The sequence below is a fragment of the Paracoccus onchidii genome (assembly GCF_028294535.1).
GTDB lineage: Bacteria > Pseudomonadota > Alphaproteobacteria > Rhodobacterales > Rhodobacteraceae > Paracoccus > Paracoccus onchidii.
On sequence record NZ_JAQBIE010000017.1, the window covers coordinates 1 to 23,904 of the forward strand.

The 23,904-nt window shown below is 60.5% G+C and carries 23 protein-coding genes, 1 tRNA gene and 2 pseudogenes; 12 read left to right on the forward strand and 14 right to left on the reverse strand.

Annotated features, from left to right (window positions below; all coding sequences use genetic code 11):
* A pseudogene (locus PAF17_RS13290) lies at window positions 1-105 on the forward strand (IS5/IS1182 family transposase); the annotation flags it as partial.
* A 477-nt stretch (window positions 106-582) separates the two neighbouring features.
* Here the strand turns inward: PAF17_RS13290 and PAF17_RS13295 are convergent.
* The 3 genes and pseudogenes from PAF17_RS13295 to PAF17_RS13305 all read right to left on the reverse strand — a co-directional run.
* Window positions 583-1,707, reverse strand: a pseudogene (locus PAF17_RS13295) (integrase core domain-containing protein); the annotation flags it as partial.
* A 116-nt stretch (window positions 1,708-1,823) separates the two neighbouring features.
* Window positions 1,824-2,576: a sulfite exporter TauE/SafE family protein gene (locus PAF17_RS13300; RefSeq protein WP_271889594.1), complete on the reverse strand. Its 753-nt coding sequence runs from the start codon at window positions 2,574-2,576 to the stop codon at window positions 1,824-1,826.
* A 26-nt stretch (window positions 2,577-2,602) separates the two neighbouring features.
* A tRNA-Gly gene (locus PAF17_RS13305) sits at window positions 2,603-2,676 on the reverse strand.
* Window positions 2,677-2,858: 182 nt separating this feature from the next.
* On the opposite strand from PAF17_RS13305, the gene PAF17_RS13310 reads away from it, so the two are divergent.
* Window positions 2,859-4,880: an ASKHA domain-containing protein gene (locus tag PAF17_RS13310; RefSeq protein WP_271889682.1), complete on the forward strand. Its 2,022-nt coding sequence runs from the start codon at window positions 2,859-2,861 to the stop codon at window positions 4,878-4,880.
* Here PAF17_RS13310 and PAF17_RS13315 read toward each other — a convergent pair.
* The 11 genes from PAF17_RS13315 to mdh all read right to left on the reverse strand — a co-directional run bounded on the left by PAF17_RS13315 (window position 4,877) and on the right by mdh (window position 16,598).
* Window positions 4,877-5,332, reverse strand: coding sequence for a lytic transglycosylase domain-containing protein (locus tag PAF17_RS13315; protein ID WP_271889683.1), 456 nt, complete (start codon window positions 5,330-5,332; stop codon window positions 4,877-4,879). The genes PAF17_RS13310 and PAF17_RS13315 overlap by 4 nt on opposite strands.
* 70 nt (window positions 5,333-5,402) lie before the next feature.
* Window positions 5,403-6,797: a dihydrolipoyl dehydrogenase gene (lpdA, locus tag PAF17_RS13320; RefSeq protein ID WP_271889595.1), complete on the reverse strand. Its 1,395-nt coding sequence runs from the start codon at window positions 6,795-6,797 to the stop codon at window positions 5,403-5,405.
* A gap of 100 nt (window positions 6,798-6,897) precedes the next feature.
* Window positions 6,898-7,287 (reverse strand): MAPEG family protein, encoded by a 390-nt coding sequence (locus PAF17_RS13325; RefSeq protein ID WP_271889596.1) that lies wholly within the window; start codon window positions 7,285-7,287, stop codon window positions 6,898-6,900.
* Window positions 7,287-7,541, reverse strand: a complete 255-nt coding sequence (locus PAF17_RS13330) for a hypothetical protein (RefSeq protein ID WP_271889597.1) — start codon at window positions 7,539-7,541, stop codon at window positions 7,287-7,289. The genes PAF17_RS13325 and PAF17_RS13330 overlap by 1 nt, the downstream gene beginning before the upstream one ends.
* Window positions 7,542-7,761: 220 nt before the next feature.
* The gene (odhB, locus tag PAF17_RS13335; protein ID WP_271889598.1) at window positions 7,762-9,288 is read right to left on the reverse strand and encodes a 2-oxoglutarate dehydrogenase complex dihydrolipoyllysine-residue succinyltransferase; all 1,527 of its coding nucleotides are present in this window, start codon (window positions 9,286-9,288) and stop codon (window positions 7,762-7,764) included.
* Between the two features lie 4 nt (window positions 9,289-9,292).
* Window positions 9,293-12,259, reverse strand: coding sequence for a 2-oxoglutarate dehydrogenase E1 component (locus tag PAF17_RS13340; RefSeq protein ID WP_271889599.1), 2,967 nt, complete (start codon window positions 12,257-12,259; stop codon window positions 9,293-9,295).
* A 41-nt stretch (window positions 12,260-12,300) separates the two neighbouring features.
* Window positions 12,301-12,702 (reverse strand): hypothetical protein, encoded by a 402-nt coding sequence (locus PAF17_RS13345; protein WP_271889600.1) that lies wholly within the window; start codon window positions 12,700-12,702, stop codon window positions 12,301-12,303.
* 63 nt (window positions 12,703-12,765) lie between these two features.
* Window positions 12,766-13,107 carry a hypothetical protein gene (locus tag PAF17_RS13350; protein ID WP_271889601.1) on the reverse strand — a complete coding sequence of 114 codons (342 nt, stop codon included), beginning with the start codon at window positions 13,105-13,107 and terminating at the stop codon, window positions 12,766-12,768.
* Between the two features lie 70 nt (window positions 13,108-13,177).
* Window positions 13,178-14,062, reverse strand: a complete 885-nt coding sequence (gene sucD, locus PAF17_RS13355) for a succinate--CoA ligase subunit alpha (protein WP_271889602.1) — start codon at window positions 14,060-14,062, stop codon at window positions 13,178-13,180.
* 81 nt (window positions 14,063-14,143) lie between these two features.
* Window positions 14,144-15,337 carry an ADP-forming succinate--CoA ligase subunit beta gene (gene sucC, locus PAF17_RS13360; protein WP_271889603.1) on the reverse strand — a complete coding sequence of 398 codons (1,194 nt, stop codon included), beginning with the start codon at window positions 15,335-15,337 and terminating at the stop codon, window positions 14,144-14,146.
* A 298-nt stretch (window positions 15,338-15,635) separates the two neighbouring features.
* Window positions 15,636-16,598, reverse strand: a complete 963-nt coding sequence (gene mdh, locus PAF17_RS13365; protein ID WP_271889604.1) for a malate dehydrogenase — start codon at window positions 16,596-16,598, stop codon at window positions 15,636-15,638.
* 162 nt (window positions 16,599-16,760) lie between these two features.
* Between mdh and PAF17_RS13370 the strand changes: the two genes are divergently transcribed.
* From PAF17_RS13370 to PAF17_RS13415, 10 genes are all read left to right on the forward strand, one after another.
* Entirely contained in the window at window positions 16,761-17,510 is a 750-nt protein-coding gene (locus PAF17_RS13370; protein WP_271889605.1) for a sulfite exporter TauE/SafE family protein, read from the forward strand.
* A 79-nt stretch (window positions 17,511-17,589) separates the two neighbouring features.
* The gene (locus PAF17_RS13375) at window positions 17,590-18,441 is read left to right on the forward strand and encodes an HpcH/HpaI aldolase/citrate lyase family protein (RefSeq protein WP_271889606.1); all 852 of its coding nucleotides are present in this window, start codon (window positions 17,590-17,592) and stop codon (window positions 18,439-18,441) included.
* Between the two features lie 42 nt (window positions 18,442-18,483).
* Complete coding sequence (locus PAF17_RS13380; protein ID WP_271889607.1) at window positions 18,484-19,029, forward strand: NnrU family protein; 546 nt, start codon at window positions 18,484-18,486, stop codon at window positions 19,027-19,029.
* Between the two features lies 1 nt (window position 19,030).
* Entirely contained in the window at window positions 19,031-19,237 is a 207-nt protein-coding gene (locus PAF17_RS13385) for a DUF1737 domain-containing protein (RefSeq protein WP_271889608.1), read from the forward strand.
* On the forward strand, window positions 19,234-20,268 hold the full coding sequence (locus PAF17_RS13390) for a MaoC family dehydratase (protein ID WP_271889609.1): 1,035 nt from the start codon (window positions 19,234-19,236) through the stop codon (window positions 20,266-20,268). The genes PAF17_RS13385 and PAF17_RS13390 overlap by 4 nt, the downstream gene beginning before the upstream one ends.
* Before the next feature lie 236 nt (window positions 20,269-20,504).
* Complete coding sequence (sdhC, locus tag PAF17_RS13395; protein ID WP_271889610.1) at window positions 20,505-20,897, forward strand: succinate dehydrogenase, cytochrome b556 subunit; 393 nt, start codon at window positions 20,505-20,507, stop codon at window positions 20,895-20,897.
* A gap of 14 nt (window positions 20,898-20,911) precedes the next feature.
* A complete protein-coding gene (locus PAF17_RS13400) occupies window positions 20,912-21,298 on the forward strand; it encodes a succinate dehydrogenase, hydrophobic membrane anchor protein (RefSeq protein ID WP_271889611.1) in 387 nt (128 codons plus the stop codon).
* Between the two features lie 7 nt (window positions 21,299-21,305).
* Window positions 21,306-23,108 (forward strand): succinate dehydrogenase flavoprotein subunit, encoded by a 1,803-nt coding sequence (sdhA, locus tag PAF17_RS13405; RefSeq protein WP_271889612.1) that lies wholly within the window; start codon window positions 21,306-21,308, stop codon window positions 23,106-23,108.
* A complete protein-coding gene (locus PAF17_RS13410) occupies window positions 23,108-23,476 on the forward strand; it encodes a hypothetical protein (RefSeq protein ID WP_271889613.1) in 369 nt (122 codons plus the stop codon). The genes sdhA and PAF17_RS13410 overlap by 1 nt, the downstream gene beginning before the upstream one ends.
* Window positions 23,477-23,498: 22 nt before the next feature.
* The gene (locus PAF17_RS13415) at window positions 23,499-23,801 is read left to right on the forward strand and encodes a hypothetical protein (RefSeq protein WP_271889614.1); all 303 of its coding nucleotides are present in this window, start codon (window positions 23,499-23,501) and stop codon (window positions 23,799-23,801) included.
* Window positions 23,802-23,904: the final 103 nt, after the last annotated feature.

Here is a 23,904-nt window from a genome sequence, read left to right on the forward strand (position 1 = left end):
GGCAGCCTCAAGGATTGGCGGCGTGTGGCGACCCGCTATGACCGATGCCCCGTGGTGTTCCTATCGGCCATCGCCCTCGCGGCGACCGTAATCTATTGGTTATGAATCCTGACCCTAGCGGTGTCGCTAGTGCTATGTTGGATGTGGATGGGCCATGCGGGGTGAGGTTCCCGGGATTGAGCAGCGGCGGTTTTAGTGCGAAGATCAGCAGCTCAAGATCGTATTGGCGGTTGGCGTTGAAGGTGCGACGGTCACCGCAGCGCCACGAGGTCTTCCACCGGCAGATCTACGCTTGGCGGCGCGAGTTGAAAAAGTAGGCTGTGATGGCCGGACGATGGCGCGATTTTCTTCGCCGATCAGCGTTCCTGCCGCGGAGCGCACGCCCGCAGGGCGGCCCGCCGGGCCCTTGCGCGGTTAGCAATGCCAGAAAGACATCGACTGATGGCGCCCAGACCGGGGCGCGCCTCCTGCGTACGCACAACTGATCCAATTATTCCACCTGCGGATAACCCGGCTCCAGAAGCAGTTGCTCTGCCTTCCAACTCTGGACCACCCGAGGCTGGGGTTTTCGGGCTTTGCCCACGGTGACGGGCTGGTTGCGTCACGGTGAAAGTGAAGCGCGCCCGGGGCTTTGGGTCCGATGGTGCTGTGTGGTCTGTCGTCGTTGTCGTGTCCACGCCAATCCTCCAGCTTTTCACCGGCATCTGCCAGGTTCATGAACCAATGCGCATTCAGGCATTCGGATCCAGGCTTGCTGTTGAATGGAAGGAGGATCAGAAAACAGTCTGGGGGACTGTTTTCCCGACGCAAGATGAACCCCGTTGTCAGTCGGTTGGCCCGGTCGTGAGACGTCGCCGTGAGCAGTCCAGGGTCATACCCTTTGCGCAGGCCCGGAAAACGAGGTCACGAGACAGGAATCCGGTTCCGTTATCGCCCCTTGTCGTCTTCGGACAACCGATCTGGGCACATCTTTTCCAAGGTCTGGGCGACGCCTTCGCCACGCGAGCTGACGCGGGCATCCCGGGCCAGACAGAGGCGCGTGGGTGTCGACGGCCGTCAGAATGCACCGCTTTTGCCCCGAGCGAGCTGATCATGGACATTCGCCCGGACATCGCTTGGCCCGACGGCTTCTGCCCGATCCTCTCGCAGCGTCGCCTTCACACGCCTTTTCGGCGTCCTGTTTCTCAACTGCATGCCCATCGCCCTGTAAACACGAGAGGTTTTCTTGATGCTGCGGCGCCAACCATCGCGATCAGGGACAACATGCACGCGTCGATATCCGTATCGAACAGGCGTTTCGCAGATCTCCTTGATCCGCGCCTGTCACACGCTGCCGGATCCGTGCGGCGGGACTGGTCGCACTAGCCGGAGCAGTCAATTCGCAGGCCCCACAAGCCCTGCGGATCGAGACCGCCCAAGCCGCGCAACGCGTCCGTTCCGGCCTCAGCGTTTTCGGCGGATGACATCCTGAAGCATTTCGCGCGCCGGCGTCAGGTCCGCAACGATCTTCTTGAGCGGCGAATTCTCGTCCGCAAGCAGCGTCAGCCGGCGCATCTCGTCGGGCAATGGCCCGCCATACCGCTTCCACTTGAAACAGGCCGCCTGACTGATCCCAGCCTTCCGGCAGATCTCGACAACCGGCATTCCGTCTTCGCCTTACCGCAAGATGAACGATTTCTGCGCGGCCGTGAACTTCGATGCTTTCATGCGTTTGCGCCCCTTTCCCAGCCAGGAAAGTCTACCTGAAAACTCCAGATCCAAATGAGCCAGTTCTCAGGGGGAAAAGCAGGGGGCGGGCGGAGCAAGACAGTGACATGTTGCGCTTACGGCATCAGGCGCCAGAAGAAGATCGCGGCCATGCCGAAGCCGATCACCGCGATCAGCAGGCGCAGGACCTGTCGCGGAATGAGGCGCGCGACAGGGGCGCCCGCATAGCCGCCGATGATGGTGCCCAAGGCAAGCACGGCACAGGGAAGCCAGACGATCTTGTCGCCCCCCGAAAAGACGATGGCTGCAACAACCGACAAGGCGAAGCTGAGCCAGCTTTTCAACCCGTTCATCTGATGCAGATCTGTCATGCCCCACATGGCGAACACGGCCAGCATCACGATCCCTAAACCGCCGTTGAAATAACCGCCATAGATTGCCATCGGCAGCAACGTGGCCAGGCTGAACGGGGTGACGGCTCGGCTCCAACGGAGTGCCTGGCGGCGGAAGGTGTCGGACCAGTAGAACAGGATCGTGGCGGCCAGCAACAGGAAGGGGACCAAGACAGAGAACGCATCGTTTGAGCTGACCAGCAACAACACGCAACCCATAGCCCCGCCCAACATTGTCCATATGGTCAATGACCACAGGGGCGCGTCATTCATTGCCCTCAAGTCCTGTCGAAATCCCCAGGTTGCCGCCAGATAGCCGGGCAGGGCAGCGACGGTCGAGGTGGCGTTTGCAGCGACGGGTGGAACGCCAATAAAGACCAGTGCGGGAAACGTGACAAATGTCCCTCCGCCAGCGACCGCATTCAACATGCCGCCAACCACCCCGGCGCAGAACAGCAGGGCGAATTCCAGCAGCATGCGTGAACTCCGACGACGGGGAAGACTGGAGCGGGTGAAGGGAATCGAACCCTCGTCGTTAGCTTGGGAAGCTACTGCTCTACCATTGAGCTACACCCGCCGCGACGTTTTTCCTATCGCTTCGGCAAACCACCTGCAAGTGTTGTTTGAGGCGACCGGGCTTTGGGCAATCAGGCTGGCGCCGGTGCCATTGGTCGCAAATGCCACATGGCGTGACGCATTTGCCGTTTTCGACCGGATTGCCGCGCGATTAGGCTGATGGTGGCAAGAATGAGGACCGAGATGCCGGATGAAGTCATGGTGGTGTTTACGCCGTCGGGGCGGCGCGGACGCGTCGAGGCAGGGATTTCTGTTCTTGATGCCGCACGCAAACTGGGCGTCGACCTGAACTCGGTCTGTGGCGGCAGGGGGATTTGCTCGAAATGCCTGATCGCACCAACGATCGGTCAGTTTGCCAAACATGGCATGACATCGGGCCCGGATGCGCTGAGCGACTTGAACGAGGTCGAACAGCGCTATGACCGCATTCGTGGTCTGCCTGACGGGCGGCGTCTGGGGTGTCAGGCCAGGTTGCTGGCGGATGCGGTCATCGACGTGCCGCCGGGAAGCCAGCTGCACCGTCAGGTCGTCCGTAAATCCGCGGCCGAGCGGGTGATGGAGATGGATCCCGCGGTGCGAAGCTATCTGGTCGAGGTTTGTCAGCCGTCGCTGGAGGACCCCAGCAGCGATTTTCAACGCTTGTCGGATGCGCTGGCACATCAATGGGGGATCCGCGGGCTTGCGGCTGATCTTGCCGTTCTGGTGCGGGTGCAACAGGTATTGCGCAAAGGTGGTTGGCAGGTGACCGCCATCATCGGGCATCAGGATGACGGATCGGCCCGCCTGATCGATCTGCGACCCGGCTTTGATCAAAATGCCCTGCTGGGCCTGGCGATCGATCTGGGAACGACAACGATCGCGGGACATCTTGTCAGCCTGGATGACGGACGGGTGTTGGCATCGAGTGGATTGATGAACCCCCAGATCAGGTACGGAGAAGACCTGATGAGCAGGGTCAGCTATGGCATGATGAACGCAGGCGGCGCGCAGGAAATGACCGATTCCGTGCGGGTGGGGTTGGCCGAACTGGTGGCGCAACTTAGCGCCGAGGCAGGGCTTTGTGCGGAACAGATCGTTGATGCGACCATCGTCTGCAACCCGGTCATGCATCACCTGCTGCTGGGGCTGGACCCTGTTGAATTGGGTCAGGCACCGTTTCCACCCGCTATTTCTTCGGCGTTGCATCTTGCGGCCAGCGAATTGCAGATACCGATCAATCCCGGTGCAACGGTGTATATGCTGCCATTGATTGCGGGGCATGTCGGCGCGGATGCCGCGGCTGTCGTGCTGTCCGAGCAGCCGCAAAAATCGTGCAAACCGGTTCTGGTGGTTGATGTCGGTACGAATGCTGAACTTGTTCTGGGTGACCGGACGCGGGTTCTGGCCTGCTCATCCCCCACCGGACCGGCCTTCGAGGGCGCGCAGATCAGCCATGGACAACGTGCCGCGCCGGGGGCGATCGAACGGGTCCGGATCGATCCACAGACCAAAGAACCCCGGTTTCGGGTTATCGGTATTGATGCATGGTCAGATGAGCCCGGCTTTGCAAAGGTGGTTGGTCCGGGCGGGGTGACCGGCATCTGTGGATCCGGGATCATTGAAATCGTTGCAGAAATGCGGATGGCCGGGATCATGGATCAATCGGGGCTTATCGGTTCGCCCGAACAAACCGGCACCCCCCGTTGCATTGCTGATGGCCGGACCTTTTCCTATGTGCTTCACGATGACTCGGCGCAAGGCGGGCCGGTCATTACGGTATCACAAGGTGATATTCGCGCGATCCAGCTTGCGAAATCCGCGGTTCATGCGGGTGCACGCCTGCTGATGGATGAGTTTGGAATAGACGAGCTGGATCGGGTTGTGTTGGCGGGGGCGTTCGGTGCCCATATCTCGCCGCTTCACGCGCTCGTTCTCGGGATGATCCCGAATTGCGATCCTGCGCGCGTCACCAGTGCGGGGAATGCGGCTGGTACCGGGGCCAGAATGGCGCTGTGTTCGCGTGCCGCGCGCCGCGAAATCGAGGCCCAGGTTCAGCGGATCACGCGTATCGAAACCGCAATCGCCCCCCTGTTCCAGCAACATTTCGTGGCAGCAAACGCGATCCCGCATGCGACGGACCGCTTTGAGAAACTGGCGGGCCATGTCAGTTTGCCCGAAATCAGTTTTCAGGCGGCCGCAGGACGAAACCGGCGCAGGCGACGTTAGCTGCGCAGACCCGTGACCTTCAACAATCCCTTGCGCTTGGCCTCATAGTAGTAGCCGCGTGCATACCACATCACCGTGTCATCGGGATCGCCTTCGGCCACCAGCCAGGCACCGCGCAAGTATTTGACGCCATAGCGCAGATTGGTATCCGCATCCAACAATCCCGACGCAGGACCGCGATACCCCATCGTGCGGGCGGTCTGGGGCAGGATCTGCATCAGACCGTAATAGGGGCCATTGCGGGCCTCGGGGCGATGCGTGGATTCACGGATGACGACGCGTTGAACGATTTCGGCGGGAACGCCGTAATGGCGCGACCAATAGTTGATACGACTACGCAGATACGGGGTCTCGTTCGGATACAACCCGTTTGCGCCCAACCCCGGCGGCACCTGTTGTGATCGGGGCTGGCTGCGCCCGCAGGCTGCCAAAGCCAGACAACCCAGCAGCATTGCGCGACGACCAAGCCCATGGCGGTGGTCGCCGCCATGGGGAAGGGGGGCTGCAAAAACCCGCCGCAGTTCAGACATGGATTGCGCCGTCTCCGCATGCCAATGCAGCTTCGCGAACGGCTTCCGATGTCGTCGGATGAGCGTGGCAGGTCAGTGCGACATCCTCGGCCGAGGCACCGAATTCCATCGCAACGCAGATTTCGTGGATCATCTCGCCGGCGTTGGGGCCGACGATATGGCAACCCAGAACACGGTCGGTCTCGGCATCTGCGATCAGCTTGACGAAGCCATCCGCCTGCATCATGGCCTTCGCCCGTGCATTGCCCATGAACGGAAATTTACCAATCTTGACCTTGTGACCGGCCTCTTTCGCCGCGGCTTCGGTCAAGCCGACATTGGCCACTTCGGGCGTCGTGTAGATGACGCCTGGAATGACGTCATAATTGACATGGCCATGCTTGCCCGCGATCACTTCGGCAACGGCCATGCCCTCGTCTTCGGCCTTGTGGGCCAGCATCGGACCGGGGACACAATCGCCGATGGCATAGATGCCTTTGACATTCGTTGCCCAATGCTTGTCGATCTTCACGAAACCCCGATCGGTCAGTTCCACGCCCAGTTTGTCGAGTCCGACATTGTCGACCTTTGGGCGACGCCCGGTGGCCACCAGAACGCACTCGGCCTCGATGCTGTGTTCGCTGTCATCTTTTTTCAGCGCATAGGTCACGGTTGCCTTGCCCTTGCCGACGCTGGTGCCTTTGACCGCGGCACCCAGGACGAATTTTAGACCTTGCTTGGTCAGAACCTTCTGGAACTGTTTCTGGACCTCGGCATCCATTCCGGGCGTGATGACGTCAAGATATTCGACTACCGTGACCTCGGCGCCGAGGCGGGAATAGACGGACCCCAGTTCCAGGCCGATCACCCCCGCGCCAATGACGACCATCGATTTCGGGATCTTGGGCAATGCAAGCGCACCGGTTGAATCAACAACAATTCCGGTGTCGTTATCCACGTCGACTCCGGGAAGGCTGGAGGGCACGGAACCCGTCGCAAGGACGATGTTCTTGGTTTCATGCACCGTATCGCCAACCTTGACCTTTCCGGCGGCTTCGATGGTGGCCCATCCCTTCAGCCAATCGATCTTGTTCTTCTTGAACAGGAATTCGACGCCCTTGGTATTGCCGGCCACGGTTTCGGCCTTGTAGTTCAACATCTTTTCCCAATCGACTTTCACCTTGGCGCCGGTCAGGCCCATCTTGTCAAAGTTCTCATGGGTTTCATGCAGCATGTGGCTGGCGTGCAGCAGTGCCTTGGACGGGATGCATCCCACATTCAGGCAGGTGCCGCCAAGGGTTTCGCGACCTTCGACACATGCGACTTTCAAGCCAAGCTGTGCGGCACGGATCGCGCAGACATAGCCGCCGGGTCCGGCGCCGATCACGATCAGATCATAGGTGGACATGGCTTTCTCCTTCTTGTCCCTCGGACCCCGCGAGGCGTCCACATCATAGGTCGGGCTGATGGCTGAAGATCAGGTCAGGCCCGGATTACGGTGACCGCGCCTAGATCAGCGCCGCCAAAATCATTGTCATGGTGGCCGCAAAGCCGATCGCCCAGATGATCGAACGCCACGGCACCCAGCCGAAGACATATGCCGGAACATAAAGGACCCGGGCAGCGAGATAGATCCAGGCACATAGGGCTGTCATTCCCGACGCGGCGTCGCCAAGCGTCACGACAACCACCGCGATGATGAACAGGATCAAACCTTCGAAATGGTTGTTGAGTGCGCGCTGCAACCGACCGGGAATGCCGGTCAATGCAGGTGTGCGATCACGGGGACCCATTGCCACATGCGGTCCGACCTGACGGTTCGCGGCAACCGAATAGGCGACGAACTGCAATCCTTGCAGCAATCCCGCCAGCGCCAATGCAGTCAACTCGGTCGTCATCATGCGGTCTCGACGAAATGATAATCAGTCTTGATGACCCCGCCATGGCTGTAAAAAACACCTGCGGCCCCTTGCAGATAGTCGCGCGCCGCCTTCGTGTCGCTGACGCTGAACAACGCCCAGGCATTGCGGTCGTCTTCCCGCCACAGCTGCAACAGCGAAAGGCCGTTATTGGCACGATCTTCGGCATCCGCGTCGAATGCCGTCTTGAAGGCGGCATATTCGGCAACGTTGTATCGGGCAATCATCTGCATGGCGTTTCACCCCTTCCATCCTGAACCGGGCATCCCGGCGCGGCAAAGAAATGTCGTCGCCAAGATCGTGTGCCCGTGTTCAAACGACCCAACAGGAAAGCGGTTCCGAACCAGGCTATCCGCGCCGGGCTGCAAAATGTGTTCGGACGGGGAAAAGCAAGCATTGCACGACCCTCGGGCGGGAAGTGGCCGGGCGTATACCGCCCGACCGATGATGATATCAAAGATCCATCAGCAGGCGGCGCGGATCTTCCAGCGCCTCTTTCACGCGCACCAGGAAGGTCACGGCGCCTTTGCCGTCGACGATGCGGTGGTCATAGGACAGCGCCAGATACATCATCGGGCGAATGACGATCTCGCCGCCGACGACCATCGGGCGTTCCTGGATCTTGTGCATGCCCAGGATGCCGGACTGCGGAGGGTTCAGGATCGGCGAGGACATCAGCGAGCCATAGACGCCACCATTTGAGATGGTGAAGGTGCCGCCCTGCATTTCCGCCATCGACAGCTTGCCGTCGCGACCCTTCTTGCCAAGCTCGCCGATTTCCTTCTCGATCGCGGCAAAGCTTTTCTGATCGGCATCGCGCACGACCGGAACGACCAGCCCCGAGGGCGTGCCCACGGCGACGCCCATGTTGACGAAGTTCTTGTATACCACGTCGGTGCCATCGATTTCGGCGTTGACCTCGGGGACTTCCTTCAGCGCGTGGCAGCAGGCCTTCACGAAGAAGGACATGAAGCCCAGCTTGACCTTGTGCTTCTTTTCGAAGGCGTCCTTGTATTCGTTGCGCAGGCCCATGACGCCGGACATGTCGGCCTCGTTATAGGTGGTCAGCATCGCCGCGGTGTTCTGCGCGTCCTTCAGACGGCGGGCGATGGTCTGGCGCAGACGGGTCATCTTGACGCGCTCTTCGCGGGCCGCGTCCTCGGGCGCCCACGGCGCGCGAGGTGCTGCCGCCGACGGTTTCGGTGCAGCGGCGGCCTTGGCCACGTCTTCCTTCATGACGCGCCCGTCGCGGCCCGATCCCTGCACCTCGTCGCGGCTGACGCCTTTTTCGGCCATGGCTTTCTTGGCCGAAGGCGCATCCTCGACATCCTTGCGCGGGGTCATTTCCTCGGGGCCGGCATTCGCTGCACGTTCCGATGGCGCGGCGGGGGCGGGCTGACTGCCGGCGGCACCTTCGGCGATAACGGCCAGCTTGGCGGTCGCATCGACGGTCGCACCTTCCTCGGCGAGGATTTCGGTCAGAACACCGGCACTCGGGGCGGGAACTTCGACCGAAACCTTGTCGGTTTCCAGCTCGCACAGCATTTCATCGGCGGCAACCTGATCACCGACCTTCTTGAACCAGGTGGCAACGGTCGCTTCGGTGACGCTTTCACCAAGTGAGGGGACCATCACGTCCACGGGTTTGCCGCTCATGTTCTTGTTGTCCTCCGAGGAAGTCTGCGCCGCGCTCTGTTCGGCTTTGGGTTGGGATTTCGGGGTGGCACTGCTTGCGGCGCTGCCGGCTTCGTCGATTTGCGCCAGCAATGCATCGGGGGCTACGGTGTCGCCTTCCGCGGCAACAATCTCGGCCAGCACCCCGGCGGCGGGGCTGGGAACCTCGACCGTTACCTTGTCGGTTTCCAGTTCGCACAGCATCTCGTCGACTTCGACACGGTCGCCAGGCTTCTTGAACCAGGTGGCAATCGTGGCTTCGGTGACGGATTCGCCCAATGTGGGCACACGCACTTCGGTGGTCATCGGATCATCCTTCGATAACAAGCGCTTCGTTCACCAGCGCCTCTTGTTCTGCTTTGTGGCGCGAGGCCAGACCTGTTGCGGGCGATGCCGCCGCATTGCGGCCGACATAGCGTGCCCGAGCATGCTTGGCGCCCAGACGCTCGAGAACCCATTCCAGATAGGGTTCCACGAAGCTCCAGGCCCCCTGGTTCTTGGGCTCTTCCTGGCACCAGACAACTTCGGCCTGGGTGAACCGGCCCATTTCCTTGACCATGGCCTGTGCCGGGAAAGGGTAGTATTGTTCCAGGCGCAACAGATAGACATCGTCGATGCCTGCTTCGTCGCGGGCTTTCAGCAGATCATAATAGACCTTGCCCGAACAGATGACGACCCGGCGGATCTTGTCGTCTGCGACCAGCTTGGTGGGTGAATTTCCACGCTCGGCATCGTCCCACAAAATACGGTGGAAGGTTGAACCCGACTGGAATTCTTCGGCTTTGCTGACCGCCATCGGGTGCCGCAACAGCGATTTCGGCGTCATCATCACCAATGGCTTGCGGAACCCGCGGTGGATCTGACGGCGCAGAATATGGAAATAGTTTGCCGGTGTCGTGCAGTTCGCGACAATCCAGTTGTCTTCCGCACACATTTGCAGGAAGCGCTCAAGTCGGGCCGAGGAATGCTCGGGGCCCTGGCCTTCCCAGCCATGGGGCAGCAGCATGACCAGACCGGACATGCGCAGCCATTTCTTTTCACCCGAGCTGATGAACTGATCGAACATGATCTGCGCGCCATTGGCGAAATCGCCGAACTGCGCCTCCCACATGACAAGGCTGTTGGGTTCTGCCAGCGAATAGCCATACTCGAAGCCCAGAACGGCATATTCCGACAACATCGAGTCGATGACTTCGTAGCGGGCCTGACCTTCGACGATATTGTTCAGCGGGTAATAACGGTCTTCGGTCTTTTGATCAATGAAGGCCGAGTGACGCTGGCTGAAGGTGCCGCGTGTGCTGTCCTGACCAGACAGGCGAACCCCATGCCCTTCGGTCAGCAACGATCCGAAGGCGAGTGCTTCGGCCGTGGCCCAGTCAAATCCTTCGCCCTTGGCAAACATCTGCTTCTTGGCTTCCAGCAGGCGACCGACGGTCTTGTGCATGTTGAAACCGTCGGGCGCTGTGGTCAGCGCCTTGCCGATATTCCCCATAGTGTCCGTGGGGATTCCGGTGTCGCCGCGGACATATTCGGCACCCTCGCGTTCAAAGCCCGACCACTTCCCGTCCAGCCAGTCGGCCTTGTTCGGCTTGTAGTTCTTGCCGATCTCGAACTCTTCGTTCAGATGCGCCTGGAAGGCCGCTTTCATGTCCTCGATTTCGCCTTCGGGGATCAGCCCGTCGGCGACCAGACGGTCGGTATAAAGTTGCAGCGTGGTCTTGTGCGATTTGATGCTGGTATACATCGCCGGGTTGGTGAACATCGGCTCGTCGCCTTCGTTGTGACCAAAGCGGCGATAGCAGAAAATGTCCAGAACCACGTCCTTGTGGAATTTCTGACGGAATTCGGTTGCCACGCGGGCTGCATGGACCACGGCCTCGGGGTCGTCGCCATTCACGTGGAAGATCGGTGCCTCGACCATCAGCGCGATATCCGTGGGATAGGGCGAGGTGCGGCTGAAATGCGGCGCGGTGGTAAAGCCGATCTGGTTGTTCACGACAATATGGATCGTGCCGCCGGTGCGGTGGCCACGAATGCCCGACAGCTGCAGACATTCCGCCACGACGCCTTGCCCGGCAAATGCCGCGTCGCCATGCAGAAGAATCGGCAGAACCGCGGTGCGTTCGGCCAGATCGCCGAGCTGGTCGCTCTTGGCGCGCGCCTTGCCCAGAACGACCGGGTTTACGGCTTCAAGGTGGCTCGGGTTCGCGGTCAGCGACAGGTGGACGCTGTTTCCGTCGAACTCACGGTCCGAGCTGGCGCCGAGGTGATATTTGACATCGCCGGATCCATCGACATCCTCGGGTTTGAAGCTACCGCCCTGGAATTCGTGGAAGATGGCACGGTAGGGCTTGGACAGCACATTGGCCAGAACCGACAGGCGGCCGCGGTGGGGCATGCCGATGACGATATCCTGCACACCCAGCGCGCCGCCGCGCTTGATGATCTGTTCCATCGCTGGAATCAGGGCTTCGCCGCCGTCAAGGCCAAAGCGTTTGGTGCCCATGTATTTGACATGCAGGAACTTTTCGAAACCTTCGGCTTCGACCAGCTTGTTCAGAATAGCGCGGCGGCCATTCTTGGTGAACTGGATTTCCTTGCCATAACCCTCGATCCGCTCTTTCAGCCAGGCGGCTTCTTCGGGGTTCGAGATATGCATGTATTGCAGCGCGAAGCTGCCGCAATAGGTGCGTTCCATCAAATCTGTGATCTGACGGATGGTCGCAACCTCCAGCCCCAGAACGTTGTCGATGAAAATCGGGCGGTCCAGATCATCGGGACCAAACCCGTAAGTGGATGGCTTGAGTTCTCCGTGATCGGGCGCGTTGCGCAAACCCAACGGATCCAGCTGGGCGTGAAGATGGCCCCGGATCCGGAATGCCCGGATCAACATCAGGGCGCGGATGCTGTCCAGAACTGCCTGGCGCATCTGGTCCGTGGTCAGGTTTACACCCTTGGCCTCGGCCTTGGACGCGATTTTCTTCATCGCAGCATCGGCTTCTGCCTTGCCTGACATCGGCCATTCGCCGGTCAGCGCGGCCGTGTTGTCATCGGCGGGCATCGGCGGCCAATCGGGGCGCGCCCAGCTTGCGCCCTGAGATTCGCGCACGGCATCCGCCTCGGAATCTCCCAAACCGCGAAAGAACTCGTCCCATGCCTGATCTACGGCTGCCGGGTCCTTGGCCCATTGGCCATAGAGCTGTTCGACATAGGCCGCGTTGTGACCCTGCAAGAAGGAGGAGTCGTGAAAATCTGAATTTTTGGGTTGGTCATTCATGGCGTTTCCCCGGTCAGGGCAGGAGGGTGGCTGTAAGGGTCTCAGGCACAGGTAATGTCGATGATGGCAGCGCCGGGATCGGCATAGGGATCAAGGCGCGGGATATGCTCGATTCCGGCGACAGGGCGTCGTTCAAGGGCGCAAAGCGCGCGGGCGGCGCCTTGTTCGGCATTCGCAGGGGCGCGGGAAGGGTGGTAGATCAGGCGCCAGCCATAGTCGCGCCGTGCGACGGTGCGCACGGATTCGGCGGGCAAGGTGCTTGCCTGATGAAGATCGGTGCTTGCGGGGATCCCGCCGGGCAGAATGTCGGTCGTCATCCTGTCACCGCAGGCCGAAAGGCTTAGCAGGGCAGCGACAGATACCGGCGCAACCCGCAGTCGGGCAACGCGGACCCGGCCATTTCTGGCCATCTCTCGGTCGGCGCTGGGATGTTGTTCGGTCACTTTTTTCCCCGAAGCCTCGGTTTGCCGTGCCCCACAGTCCAGAGGGGGACACGGCTTGTCAAATTATCCGCCGCAGGTGACGGTCAGTTTCTTGACGCCATCCGCGAATTCCGGAGTCGTGGGATCCACACCGTCGGTCGAGAATACATCGCTTTCAAGGTTGGAGCAGATCTGCGCAGGTGCGGCAGCAACCTGTTCCTCGGTCACGGCGTCGTCGCGATAGAACACGATGACGCGGTTTTCCGCCTTGGAGGCGGCGATGATCGCTTCGCCGGGCATGCCGGTGGCCGCATTCAGATCTTCTGCAGACCAATCGGTGACCGAGACTTCGACGGCAGGTTCCGTCGGCGCGCAAGCGGCCAATGCGGTGGCGGCCAGGACGGCTGCTGTCGCAAAGAGTTTCATGGTTCGTCTCCCTACTTGGTAAAGGTGCATGCTGCCCGCAACTTCCGGGGCAGCATGCACGCATCGTGCATCAGGAATTGATTGCCTTCAACACGGCTTCACCCAGACCGGCGGGGCTGTCGGCGACGATGATCCCGGCCTTCTTCATGGCCTCGATCTTCGATTCCGCGTCACCCTTGCCGCCCGACACGATCGCGCCGGCATGGCCCATGCGACGGCCCGGAGGCGCCGTGCGGCCCGCGATAAAGCCAGCGGTCGGCTTCCACTTGCCCTTCTTCTTCTGCTCGGCCAGGAACTCGGCGGCTTCTTCCTCGGCCGAACCGCCGATCTCGCCGATCATGATGATCGACTCGGTCTCGGGATCGTCCAGGAACATTTCCAGCACGTCGATATGTTCCATACCCTTGATCGGGTCACCACCGATGCCGACGGCGCTGGATTGGCCCAGCCCCACATCGGTCGTCTGCTTGACGGCCTCGTAGGTCAGGGTGCCCGAACGCGACACGACGCCGACGCTGCCGCGACGGAAGATGCTGCCCGGCATGATGCCGATCTTGCATTCGTCGGGCGTCATGATGCCCGGGCAGTTCGGGCCGATCAGGCGCGAACCGCTACCTTGCAGCGCACGCTTGACGCGCATCATGTCCAGAACCGGGATGCCTTCGGTGATGCAGACGATCAGCGGGATCTCGGCGTCGATGGCTTCCAGGATCGAATCCGCCGCGAAGGGGGGCGGGACATAGATCGCGGATGCGTTGGCACCGGTCTTTTCCACGGCCTCATGGACCGAGTTGAAGACGGGCAGGTTCAGGTGCTCGGTCCCGCCTTTGCCCGGCGTGACGCCACCGACCATCTGCGTGCCATAGGCGATCGCCTGTTCGGTGTGGAAGGTGCCCTGCGAGCCGGTCAGGCCCTGGCAGATGACTTTCGTGTTCTTGTCAACGAGAACGGCCATCATGGTCTCCTTGCGTGTGGTGCGACGCTGCGCACCGAATTTCCAAAGGACGCCGCGCCACGTTCGGGCGCGGCCTGCTGCTTAGCCCTTGACGGCCTTGACGATTTTCTCGGCGGCATCCGACAGGTCGTCGGCCGCGATCACGTTCAGACCGCTGGAGCCGATGATTTCCTTGCCCTTCTCGACATTCGTGCCTTCCAGACGAACAACCAGCGGAACCTGCAGGCCGACCTCTTTCACGGCGGCGACGATGCCTTCCGCGATGATGTCGCAGCGCATGATGCCGCCGAAGATGTTGACCAGAATGCCTTTGACGTTCTGGTCGCTGGTGATGATCTTGAAGGCCTCGGTGACCTTTTCCTTGGTCGCGCCGCCGCCGACATCCAGGAAGTTGGCCGGCTCGGCGCCGAACAGCTTGATGATGTCCATGGTGGCCATGGCCAGACCGGCGCCGTTCACCATGCAGCCGATTTCACCGTCCAGCGCGATGTAGTTCAGGTCGAATTTCGACGCGGCCAGCTCCTTGGGATCTTCTTCGGTCTCGTCGCGCAGCGCGAGGATGTCGGCCTGACGATACAGCGCGTTGTTGTCAAAGCCCATCTTCGCGTCGAGGCATTTCAGGTTGCCTTCGGTGGTGACGATCAGCGGGTTGATCTCCAGCATCTCCATGTCCTTCTCGATGAACATGCGATACAGGTTTTTGACCAGCGCGACGCATTGCTTGACCTGCTGGCCCTTCAGGTTAAGGGCAAAGGCGACGCGGCGGCCGTGGAAATCCGACAGGCCCGAGGCGGGATCGACGCTGAAGCTGACGATCTTTTCCGGGGTCGAGGCTGCGACTTCCTCGATGTCCATGCCACCCTCGGTCGAGGCGACAAAGCTGACGCGGCTGGTCTGACGATCGACCAGCAGGGCCAGATACAGTTCGGTTTCGATATCCGAGCCGTCTTCGATATAGATGCGGTTGACCTGCTTGCCCGCGGGGCCGGTCTGATGCGTGACCAGCGTGCGGCCCAGCATCTGACGGGTCAGTTCCTCGGCTTCTTCCACCGACTTGGCCAGGCGGACGCCGCCTTTTTCACCGGCTTCGGCTTCCTTGAAGCTGCCCTTGCCGCGACCACCTGCGTGGATCTGCGCCTTTACCACCCAAAGCGGGCCGTCCATTTCGCCTGCCGCAGTCTTTGCCTCGTCGGCTTTCATGACGATGCGGCCATCGCTGACCGGCGCGCCGTACTGACGCAGCAGCGCCTTGGCCTGATATTCGTGGATGTTCATCTCGACCCCCTCATTCGGTTCGACAGATTTGAGGGTTTATTGGCACAACAAATGACAAGGTAGAAACAGTTTCCCGTCATTTTAGCGAAAAAGCGCCTGTGCGGGCATGTTGTGATCACGCCATCAAATGCTGTGATCACAAATTCCCTGATGTTAACGCAAGCAGACGAATCTGGATGATCTCGCGGGTTTTCCATGAACCCTTGGGCGTCAGGGTGGATCGAATCGCCGCCCGAAACAGAAAACGGCGCGCCATCCGCGGCGCGCCGTTTCGAAAACTTGCTTCAAGGCGTGTTGATCACGCCAGGCTGCTGTCGATCCCCTTGCAGGCTTCGACCAGGCCCTTCACGGCGTCAATCGACTTGTTGAACATGGCCTGCTCGTCCTTGTCCATCTTGATGTCGATGACCTTTTCGATGCCATTTGCGCCGATCACGGTCGGAACACCGACATACATGCCTTTCAGGCCGAAGGCGCCATCGACATAGGCCGCGCAGGGCAGGACGCGCTTCTGGTCCTTGAGATAGGCTTCGGCCATCTCGATCGCGCTGGTCGCGGGCGCATAGAAGGCGCTGCCGGTTTTCAGCAGGCCGACGATCTCGGCACCGCCATCGCGGGTGCGCTGCACGATTGCATCCAGTTTTTCCTGCGTTGTCCAGCCCATCTTGACCAGATCCGGCAGCGGGATACCGGCAACGGTCGAATAGCGCGTCAGCGGAACCATGGTGTCGCCATGCCCGCCCAGCACAAAGGCCGAAACGTCTTTCATCGACACGTCGAATTCCAGCGACAGGAAGTGGCGGAAGCGCGCCGAATCAAGGACCCCGGCCATGCCGCAGACTTTGTTATGGGGCAGGCCGCTGAATTCGCGCAGCGCCCAGACCATCGCATCGAGCGGGTTGGTGATGCAGATCACGAATGCATTCGGGGCGTGTTTGGCAATGCCTTCGCCGACCGATTTCATGACCTTGAGGTTGATTCCCAGCAGGTCGTCGCGGCTCATGCCCGGCTTGCGCGGAACGCCTGCGGTCACGATGCAGACATCGGCGCCCGCAATATCGGCGTAGTCATTGGTGCCTTTCAGCGAGGCGTCGAAACCCTCGGATGGGCCCGATTCCGCAATGTCCAGCGCCTTGCCTTGCGGCGTGCCCTCGGCGATGTCGAACATGACGACGTCGCCCAGTTCCTTCATCGCTGCCAAATGCGCCAGCGTGCCGCCGATCTGCCCTGCACCGATAAGTGCGATCTTGGGTCGGGCCATGGTTAACCTCCGGTTTCATGGATGGATTCTTGCGCGGTGGTTAAGGGGTTGCGCAACGAATCGCAAGTCTATGTCGCTGCAACGCGGCGGCAAGGTCACGAACACTTGTGTCTTTCGGTCCGCCGACGCATGCATTGCGCAACGTCGAACGGAGGGTGTGCGATGATCGAACTGACATTGCAGGGCTGGCTGATTGCGGTGTTGGCAGCCATGGCGGTCGGCCTTGCCAAAGGCGGGCTGGCGATGGTCGGCATTCTGGCCGTGCCGCTGTTGTCATTGGTCATGTCGCCCGTGCAGGCGGCCGGGATGATGCTGCCTGTATATGTGCTATCGGATATGGGTGGGTTGCTGGCCTTCAGGCGGGCACTCGATCCGACGGTGCTGCGCACGGCATTGCCCGGCGCGATTGCAGGTGTGGGGCTTGGCTGGGCGACCGCCCATGTGGTTCCCGATCGCGGGGTCACGACCATTGTCGGATTGATTGGTTTAAGTTTCGCCATCAATGCATTGATTAAACCGGACTTGTCTTCACAAGCCCGCAAGCCGGACATTGCCCGTGGCAGCTTTTGGGGGGCACTGGCAGGATATACCAGTTTTGTCAGCCATGCCGGGGCACCGCCTTATCAGGTCTATGTTCAGCCCTTGCGCCTGCCCAGTCTGGTCTTTGCGGGAACGACCACCTGGTTTTTTGCCGTAGTCAATTTCGTGAAGCTCATTCCCTACGCGGCGCTCGGGCAGTTGTCTGCCAACAATCTCAAGGTTGCGGCGGTGTTGACGCCGGTCGCTTTGGTGTCGGTCTGGATCGGTTTGCGTATCGTGCGCGTGGTGCCACAGGCATTGTTTTACAAGCTGATCACCTGGGGTCTGGCTTTGATTTCCCTGCGCCTTGTCTGGCAGGGCCTTATGGGGTGATGCCGCAGTGCGGCGAAAGTTCTTGCCATTTCTGACGCGCCGAGGCAGTTTTTCGCAAGATAATTTCTCGGAGGATTTCATGGCACGCCCCTACAGGTCCGTACTTTACATTCCAGCCGCAAATGCCCGCGCCATGGAAAAGGCGCAAAATCTGCCAGCTGATGCAATCATCTTTGACCTCGAAGATGCCGTATCGCCGACAGAAAAGGCCATCGCCCGTGAGGGGTTGGAAAGCGCGCTGGCTGGTGATTACGGAAGTCGCGCAAGAATCCTGCGCATCAACGGATTGGACAGCGAATGGGGCAGGGATGATGCATTGGCCTGTGGGGGGCAGTTGAACGGGGTTGTGGATGCCGTGCTTGTCCCCAAGGTCAATGCGGCGGCGGATCTGGACCTTGTTGCCGGGATGGTTCCCGATCTTCCGCTATGGGCCATGATGGAAACGCCGGTTGCAATGTTGAACGCTGCGGAAATCGCCGCCCACCCGCGCCTGGAAGGCATGGTCATGGGCACCAATGATCTTGCCAAAGAGTTGAACAGCCGTTTTCGCCCCGATCGTTTGCCGATGCAGGCGGGGCTTGGGTTGTGTCTCTTGGCGGCAAAGGCGCATGGCAAGGTGATCGTGGACGGCGTTTACAATGCCTTCAAGGACGATGACGGGCTGCGCGTCGAATGCGAGCAGGGGCGTGACATGGGCTTTGACGGCAAAACCCTGATCCACCCGGCGCAATTGTCCATTGCCAATGAATGTTTCGCCCCCTCCGAGACCGAAATCGAACTGGCGCGCCGCCAGATCGATGCCTTTGAACAAGCCATGGCTTTGGGCAAGGGCGTCGCGGTGGTCGATGGCAAGATTGTCGAGAACCTGCATGTCGTCACTGCGCGCAAGACCATTGAACGCGCGGATGCGATTGCAGCCATGGCCGGATAAGGGCAGGGTGTCCGCAAGTTTCATCCAGCGAAAGGAAGCCAGATGCTGATCCTGATCCTTGGCCTTGCCCTTTGGTGGGGCGCGCATCTGTTCAAGCGTTTTTCACCGGAAAAACGGGCGGCGTTGGGCGACAAGGGGCCGCGCATGGTCGCCATCGCCCTGGCGATCTCGGTCTTGTTGATGATCTGGGGCTACAAGGTCGCGGACGGGCCGGTCTGGTGGGGCCGTTCCGCTGCATTGGTTGGATTGAACAATCTGCTCGTGCTGGCGGGTTTCTACATGTTCGCGGCCAGCGGCATGAAGACGCGGGCGACGGCGGTGATACGCAATCCCCAACTTGTCGGGTTTTCACTTTGGTCGCTTGGGCATCTGGTGGTGAATGGTGACCTGGCCTCGTTCATCTTGTTTGGAGGCTTGCTGGCATGGGCGCAGGTCGAGATCCTTGTGCTCAACCGTTTGCCCTGGACTCCGCCGGAGGGGCCGTTCGCCACCAGAAAGGAAGTGATGGCCGCCGCCGGTGCCATCATCGTGACCGTTGTCGTGGGCTTGATCCACGGCATTGTCGGACCTTGGCCATTCGGAGGGTGATATGCCCAGAATTTACAGACTGATCACCGAAGATGACACTTCGGCATTTTGCCACCGTGTCAGCGAAGCGCTGTCCAAAGGATGGGAGCTGCATGGTTCGCCCGCGACGGCGTTCGACAGTGCGCGCGGCGTTATGCGCTGCGCACAGGCTGTCACAAAGATGATCGAGGCCGAATACACACCTGATATGAAGCTGGGACAGCAATGACAAAGACCAATCAGGGCAACTTCTTCGAAGATTACCGTATCGGGCAAGTGATCCGGCATGCCGTTCCGCGCACCGTCGCCGAGGGCGAGCGTGCATTATATCATGCGCTGTATCCGGCCCGGCATGCGCTGTATTCCAGCGATGAATTTGCCGCATCATGTGGTTTGGAAAGCAGCCCGATTGACGATCTGGCGGCCTTTCACCTCGTTTTTGGCAAGACCGTCCCCGATATCAGCCTGAACGCCATCGCCAATCTTGGCTATGCTCAGGGGCGGTGGCTGCGGCCTGTCTGGCCGGGGGATACGCTGCGGGCACAATCCGAAGTGATCGGACTCAAGCAAAACAGCAATGGCAAATCCGGGGTGGTCTGGGTGCGAACCCAGGGGCTGAATCAGGTCGATGAACCGGTTCTGGAATATATACGCTGGGTGATGGTGAAGAAGCGCAATCCCGATGTCGATACCACTGAAATCGTGATCCCCGAACTCAGACCGGCGCTGGACGCGACGGATCTTTGCATTCCCGAAGGGTTGGATTTTACCGGCTATGATTTCGGATTGGCGGGCGAACGCCACAGGTTGCATGATTACGCGCCGGGCGAGAAAATCGACCATGTGGACGGGATCACCATAGAAGAATCCGAGCATATGCTGGCCACGCGCCTGTGGCAGAACACGGCCAAGGTGCATTTTGATGCGACCCATCGCACGGATGGACAGCGACTGATCTATGGCGGACATATTATCAGCCTTGCGCGCAGCCTGTCCTTCAACGGCTTGGCGAATGCACAGATGATCGTTGGGCTGAACGCTGGCGCGCATGCGCACCCCGCCTTTGCCGGAGACACGATCCGCGCTTGGTCCGAGGTTCTGGACAGGTCGGAAACCGTTGCGCCCGGGGTCGGCGCAATCAGGCTGCGTCTCGTTGCGACCAAGGGCGACAGCAGCAATTTCACCCTGAAGGGCGCAGACGGGAAATACAGCCCCGATGTTCTTCTTGATCTCGATTACTGGGCGTTGATGCCGGTCTAGCGGGCCATACGATCCGGATGCCGGGATCTTTTCACCATCACGTCGCGATATTGTGATCACAGCAGATGCGCACGTGATCACAAACCATGAAAACCGCAGTTTTTCGTTGCGCGGGGTGGCATAACCGGGTGACAGATGGCAGAAATACGGCCAGAAGCATCGTCAATCGCCAGCCTGCGCGGCCAGCCAAAAGCCTGCGACGGGTCGAGCTTGAACCGACAAAGGAGGGCCGCACCATGGCCGATGTGAACCGGGGTAACCGGCCGCTTTCCCCCCATCTTCAGGTCTACAAACTGCCAATTGCGGCTGTGACCTCTATCCTGACGCGGATCACCGGCCATGCGCTGGTTGCAGGTGTGCTGCTGCTTGTGTGGTGGCTGGTCGCGGCCGTCAGCGGGCCAGAGGCCTTTGCATGCGCGGATTGGGTCGTGCGGTCCTGGATCGGCTTCATCGTCCTGACCGGGGCGGCCTGGGCGCTGTGGTATCACACGCTGGCCGGTATCCGGCACCTGTTCTACGACGCCGGCATCGGGCTGGAAATCGACGAGGCACGCAAATCGTCCTGGGCAATCATCATTGGTTCGGTCGTTCTGACGCTGATCTCTCTGATCTTATTCTTCATCGGTTGAGTGAGGGCAAAATCATGCGTTACATCACCCCCCGCAAAGCTGCGACCGGCATGGGCTCGGCCCGCTCCGGAACCCAACATCATTGGGCCATGACCGTCAGCGCCTGTGCGCTGGTCCTGCTGACGCCGGCATTCCTGCTGGTGGTCGGCAGCGCCATAGGTCTGCCGCGCGAAGGCGTGATCGCCTATTTCGGGCGCCCTTATCCCGGCATCGTGACGGCGCTGTTCGTCATCGTCGGCATGGTGCATTTCATGAAGGGCACCCGGATCATGATCGACGACTATATTTACAACACCGAACGCAAGGTGGCGATCATCGCATCGGTTATCTTTGGCTGGGCCGTCATTTCGGCGGCGGTCTTCGCTTTGGCGAAGATGGCGTTCATCACCATTGCGATCTGAGGATAACATGGCTGCTTACGAAACCCATACGCATGAATACGACGTGGTTGTTGTCGGGGCCGGGGGCGCCGGTCTGCGCGCCACGCTGGGGATGGCGGAACAGGGCCTGCGCACGGCCTGCGTGACCAAGGTCTTCCCGACCCGTTCCCACACCGTTGCCGCGCAGGGCGGCATCGCCGCCAGCCTGTCCAACATGGGCCCCGATAACTGGCAGTGGCATATGTATGACACCGTCAAGGGCAGTGACTGGCTGGGCGATACCGACGCCATGGAATACCTGGCCCGCGAAGCGCCCAAGGCGGTCTACGAGCTGGAACATTACGGTGTGCCCTTCTCGCGCACCGAAGAGGGCAAGATCTATCAGCGCCCCTTTGGCGGCCACACCACCGAATTCGGTGAAGGCCCCCCCGTGCAGCGCACCTGCGCCGCCGCCGACCGGACCGGCCACGCCATCCTGCACACGCTGTATGGCCAATCGCTGAAGAACAACGCTGAATTCTTCATCGAATATTTCGCGCTGGACCTGATCATCACCGACGGGGCCTGCACCGGGGTTGTCTGCTGGAAGCTGGACGACGGCACGATGCATGTCTTCAACGCCAAGATGGTGGTGCTGGCGACCGGCGGCTATGGCCGCGCCTATTTCAGCGCGACCAGCGCCCATACCTGCACCGGCGATGGTGGCGGCATGGTTGCCCGCGCTGGCCTGCCGCTGCAGGACATGGAATTCGTGCAGTTCCATCCGACCGGCATCTATGGCTCGGGCTGCCTGATCACCGAAGGCGCGCGCGGCGAAGGCGGCTATCTGACCAACAGCGAGGGCGAACGCTTCATGGAGCGTTACGCACCGACCTACAAGGATCTGGCCAGCCGCGATGTCGTGTCACGCTGCATCACCATGGAGATCCGTGAAGGACGCGGCGTGGGTGAGCACAAGGACCACATGTTCCTGAACCTCATGCATCTGCCGCCCGAAAGCCTTGCCGAACGCCTGCCCGGGATCAGTGAATCCGCCAAGATTTTTGCGGGTGTGGACGTGACGCGCGATCCGATCCCGATTTTGCCGACCGTTCACTATAACATGGGCGGTATTCCCACGAATTACTGGGGCGAGGTTCTGAACCCGACCGCAGAAAATCCCGATCAGGTCTTTCCTGGGCTTATGGCTGTCGGCGAAGCCGGATGTGCCAGCGTGCATGGCGCAAACAGGCTTGGCTCGAACTCGCTGATCGATCTGGTTGTCTTTGGGCGCGCCGCCGCAATTCGCGCGGGTGCGATCGTGGATCGCGAATCGGCCGTTCCGGCGACCAACCAGCAAGAGGTGGACAAGGCGCTGGATCGCTTTGACAGCCTTCGCAACGCGTCGGGGGGCACCGGCACCGCGGATCTGCGCCTTGAAATGCAAAAAACCATGCAGGCCGACGCCGCCGTTTTCCGGACCGACAAGACGTTGGCTGAAGGCAAGGATAAAATGGGCGGAATTGCCGCCAAGCTGGACGATCTGCATGTCACCGACCGCGGCCTGATCTGGAATACGGATCTGATGGAAACGCTTGAACTGACGAACCTGATGCCAAACGCATTGGCGACGATTGTCGGTGCCGAAGCACGCAAGGAAAGCCGCGGCGCACATGCGCACGAGGACTATCCGGATCGCGATGACAGCAATTGGCGCAAGCATTCGCTTGCGTGGGTCGATGGAAACGAGGTTAAACTTGCCTATCGTCCCGTCCATCTGGAGCCTTTGACAAAGGCCGAGGAAGGCGGAATCGAGCTGAAGAAAATTGCTCCGAAGAAAAGGGTTTATTGATGCGTTTTCAACTGACAGCAATCTGCGGTGCCGCCGCTTTGACCTTGGCTGCATGTGTTGCGCCGCTGCCGACCACCGGTCCGGCACCGACGGCACCGGTTACGACCGCGCCGACAACGCTTGATGCCGCGTCGCGCCAGGCCGCGCGCACGGTCATCAACTCGGAAATGCAGAAGCGCCTGCCTGGTGTGAATGTTGCACCCTACACCGATTGTGTCGTGAACAACGCCACGACCGCCGAAATGATCGACATTGCGCAGATGTCGGCGGCAGGATCGGTTGGTGCGGCTGACAGCGTTGCATCGATCGTTTCGCGTCCGGCAACGACCCAGTGTATCGCCAGCGCAGCAAGCTCGGCTTCGACCTGATCCGATGCTTGCGCGGATCGCCATGACACTTGCGTTGCCGCTGGTGACGTTCGTTTCGGCCTGTGGACCGGTGCCGGTCGAGCAGGCCGAGGCGAGCTGCCTGCGCGATGCAGAGCTGGCAGCGCGACCGCGTGGCGAAGTCAGAATGGGCGTTCTGGCAGGGTCCGGGGGGTATCAGGGCGTTGCCGGGCAGATCGATCTGGATGTGTCGACCGACTATCTGGCCGGACGAGATCCCTCTGATGTCTATAATAAATGTGTGATCAGGCGGTCAGGGCAATATCCGACACGCTCGCTTCATGATCAGCCGAATTGGCGGGGCTGAGGATGTCGGTTGCGAACATTCACCGCACTGGCAAGCTCCGGCGCCGGCTCATCATGCATCTTGGCGTGCACAAGACCAGCAGCACCGCTATTCAGCGGCATCT

Coding starts and splice junctions, on each gene's coding strand:
- PAF17_RS13350 (WP_271889601.1), bottom strand. CDS start 13,107: ATGAAACTCTTTGCGACAGCAGCCGTCCTGGCCGCCACCGCATTGGCC.
- mdh (WP_271889604.1), bottom strand. CDS start 16,598: ATGGCCCGACCCAAGATCGCACTTATCGGTGCAGGGCAGATCGGCGGC.
- PAF17_RS13415 (WP_271889614.1), top strand. CDS start 23,499: ATGACACTTGCGTTGCCGCTGGTGACGTTCGTTTCGGCCTGTGGACCG.
- PAF17_RS13310 (WP_271889682.1), top strand. CDS start 2,859: ATGCCGGATGAAGTCATGGTGGTGTTTACGCCGTCGGGGCGGCGCGGA.
- PAF17_RS13410 (WP_271889613.1), top strand. CDS start 23,108: ATGCGTTTTCAACTGACAGCAATCTGCGGTGCCGCCGCTTTGACCTTG.
- PAF17_RS13375 (WP_271889606.1), top strand. CDS start 17,590: ATGGCACGCCCCTACAGGTCCGTACTTTACATTCCAGCCGCAAATGCC.
- PAF17_RS13400 (WP_271889611.1), top strand. CDS start 20,912: ATGCGTTACATCACCCCCCGCAAAGCTGCGACCGGCATGGGCTCGGCC.
- PAF17_RS13300 (WP_271889594.1), bottom strand. CDS start 2,576: ATGCTGCTGGAATTCGCCCTGCTGTTCTGCGCCGGGGTGGTTGGCGGC.
- PAF17_RS13340 (WP_271889599.1), bottom strand. CDS start 12,259: ATGAATGACCAACCCAAAAATTCAGATTTTCACGACTCCTCCTTCTTG.
- sucD (WP_271889602.1), bottom strand. CDS start 14,062: ATGGCCGTTCTCGTTGACAAGAACACGAAAGTCATCTGCCAGGGCCTG.
- PAF17_RS13315 (WP_271889683.1), bottom strand. CDS start 5,332: ATGCTGCTGGGTTGTCTGGCTTTGGCAGCCTGCGGGCGCAGCCAGCCC.
- odhB (WP_271889598.1), bottom strand. CDS start 9,288: ATGACCACCGAAGTGCGTGTGCCCACATTGGGCGAATCCGTCACCGAA.
- PAF17_RS13325 (WP_271889596.1), bottom strand. CDS start 7,287: ATGACGACCGAGTTGACTGCATTGGCGCTGGCGGGATTGCTGCAAGGA.
- lpdA (WP_271889595.1), bottom strand. CDS start 6,797: ATGTCCACCTATGATCTGATCGTGATCGGCGCCGGACCCGGCGGCTAT.
- sucC (WP_271889603.1), bottom strand. CDS start 15,337: ATGAACATCCACGAATATCAGGCCAAGGCGCTGCTGCGTCAGTACGGC.
- PAF17_RS13370 (WP_271889605.1), top strand. CDS start 16,761: ATGATCGAACTGACATTGCAGGGCTGGCTGATTGCGGTGTTGGCAGCC.
- sdhC (WP_271889610.1), top strand. CDS start 20,505: ATGGCCGATGTGAACCGGGGTAACCGGCCGCTTTCCCCCCATCTTCAG.
- PAF17_RS13380 (WP_271889607.1), top strand. CDS start 18,484: ATGCTGATCCTGATCCTTGGCCTTGCCCTTTGGTGGGGCGCGCATCTG.
- PAF17_RS13390 (WP_271889609.1), top strand. CDS start 19,234: ATGACAAAGACCAATCAGGGCAACTTCTTCGAAGATTACCGTATCGGG.
- sdhA (WP_271889612.1), top strand. CDS start 21,306: ATGGCTGCTTACGAAACCCATACGCATGAATACGACGTGGTTGTTGTC.
- PAF17_RS13330 (WP_271889597.1), bottom strand. CDS start 7,541: ATGCAGATGATTGCCCGATACAACGTTGCCGAATATGCCGCCTTCAAG.
- PAF17_RS13385 (WP_271889608.1), top strand. CDS start 19,031: ATGCCCAGAATTTACAGACTGATCACCGAAGATGACACTTCGGCATTT.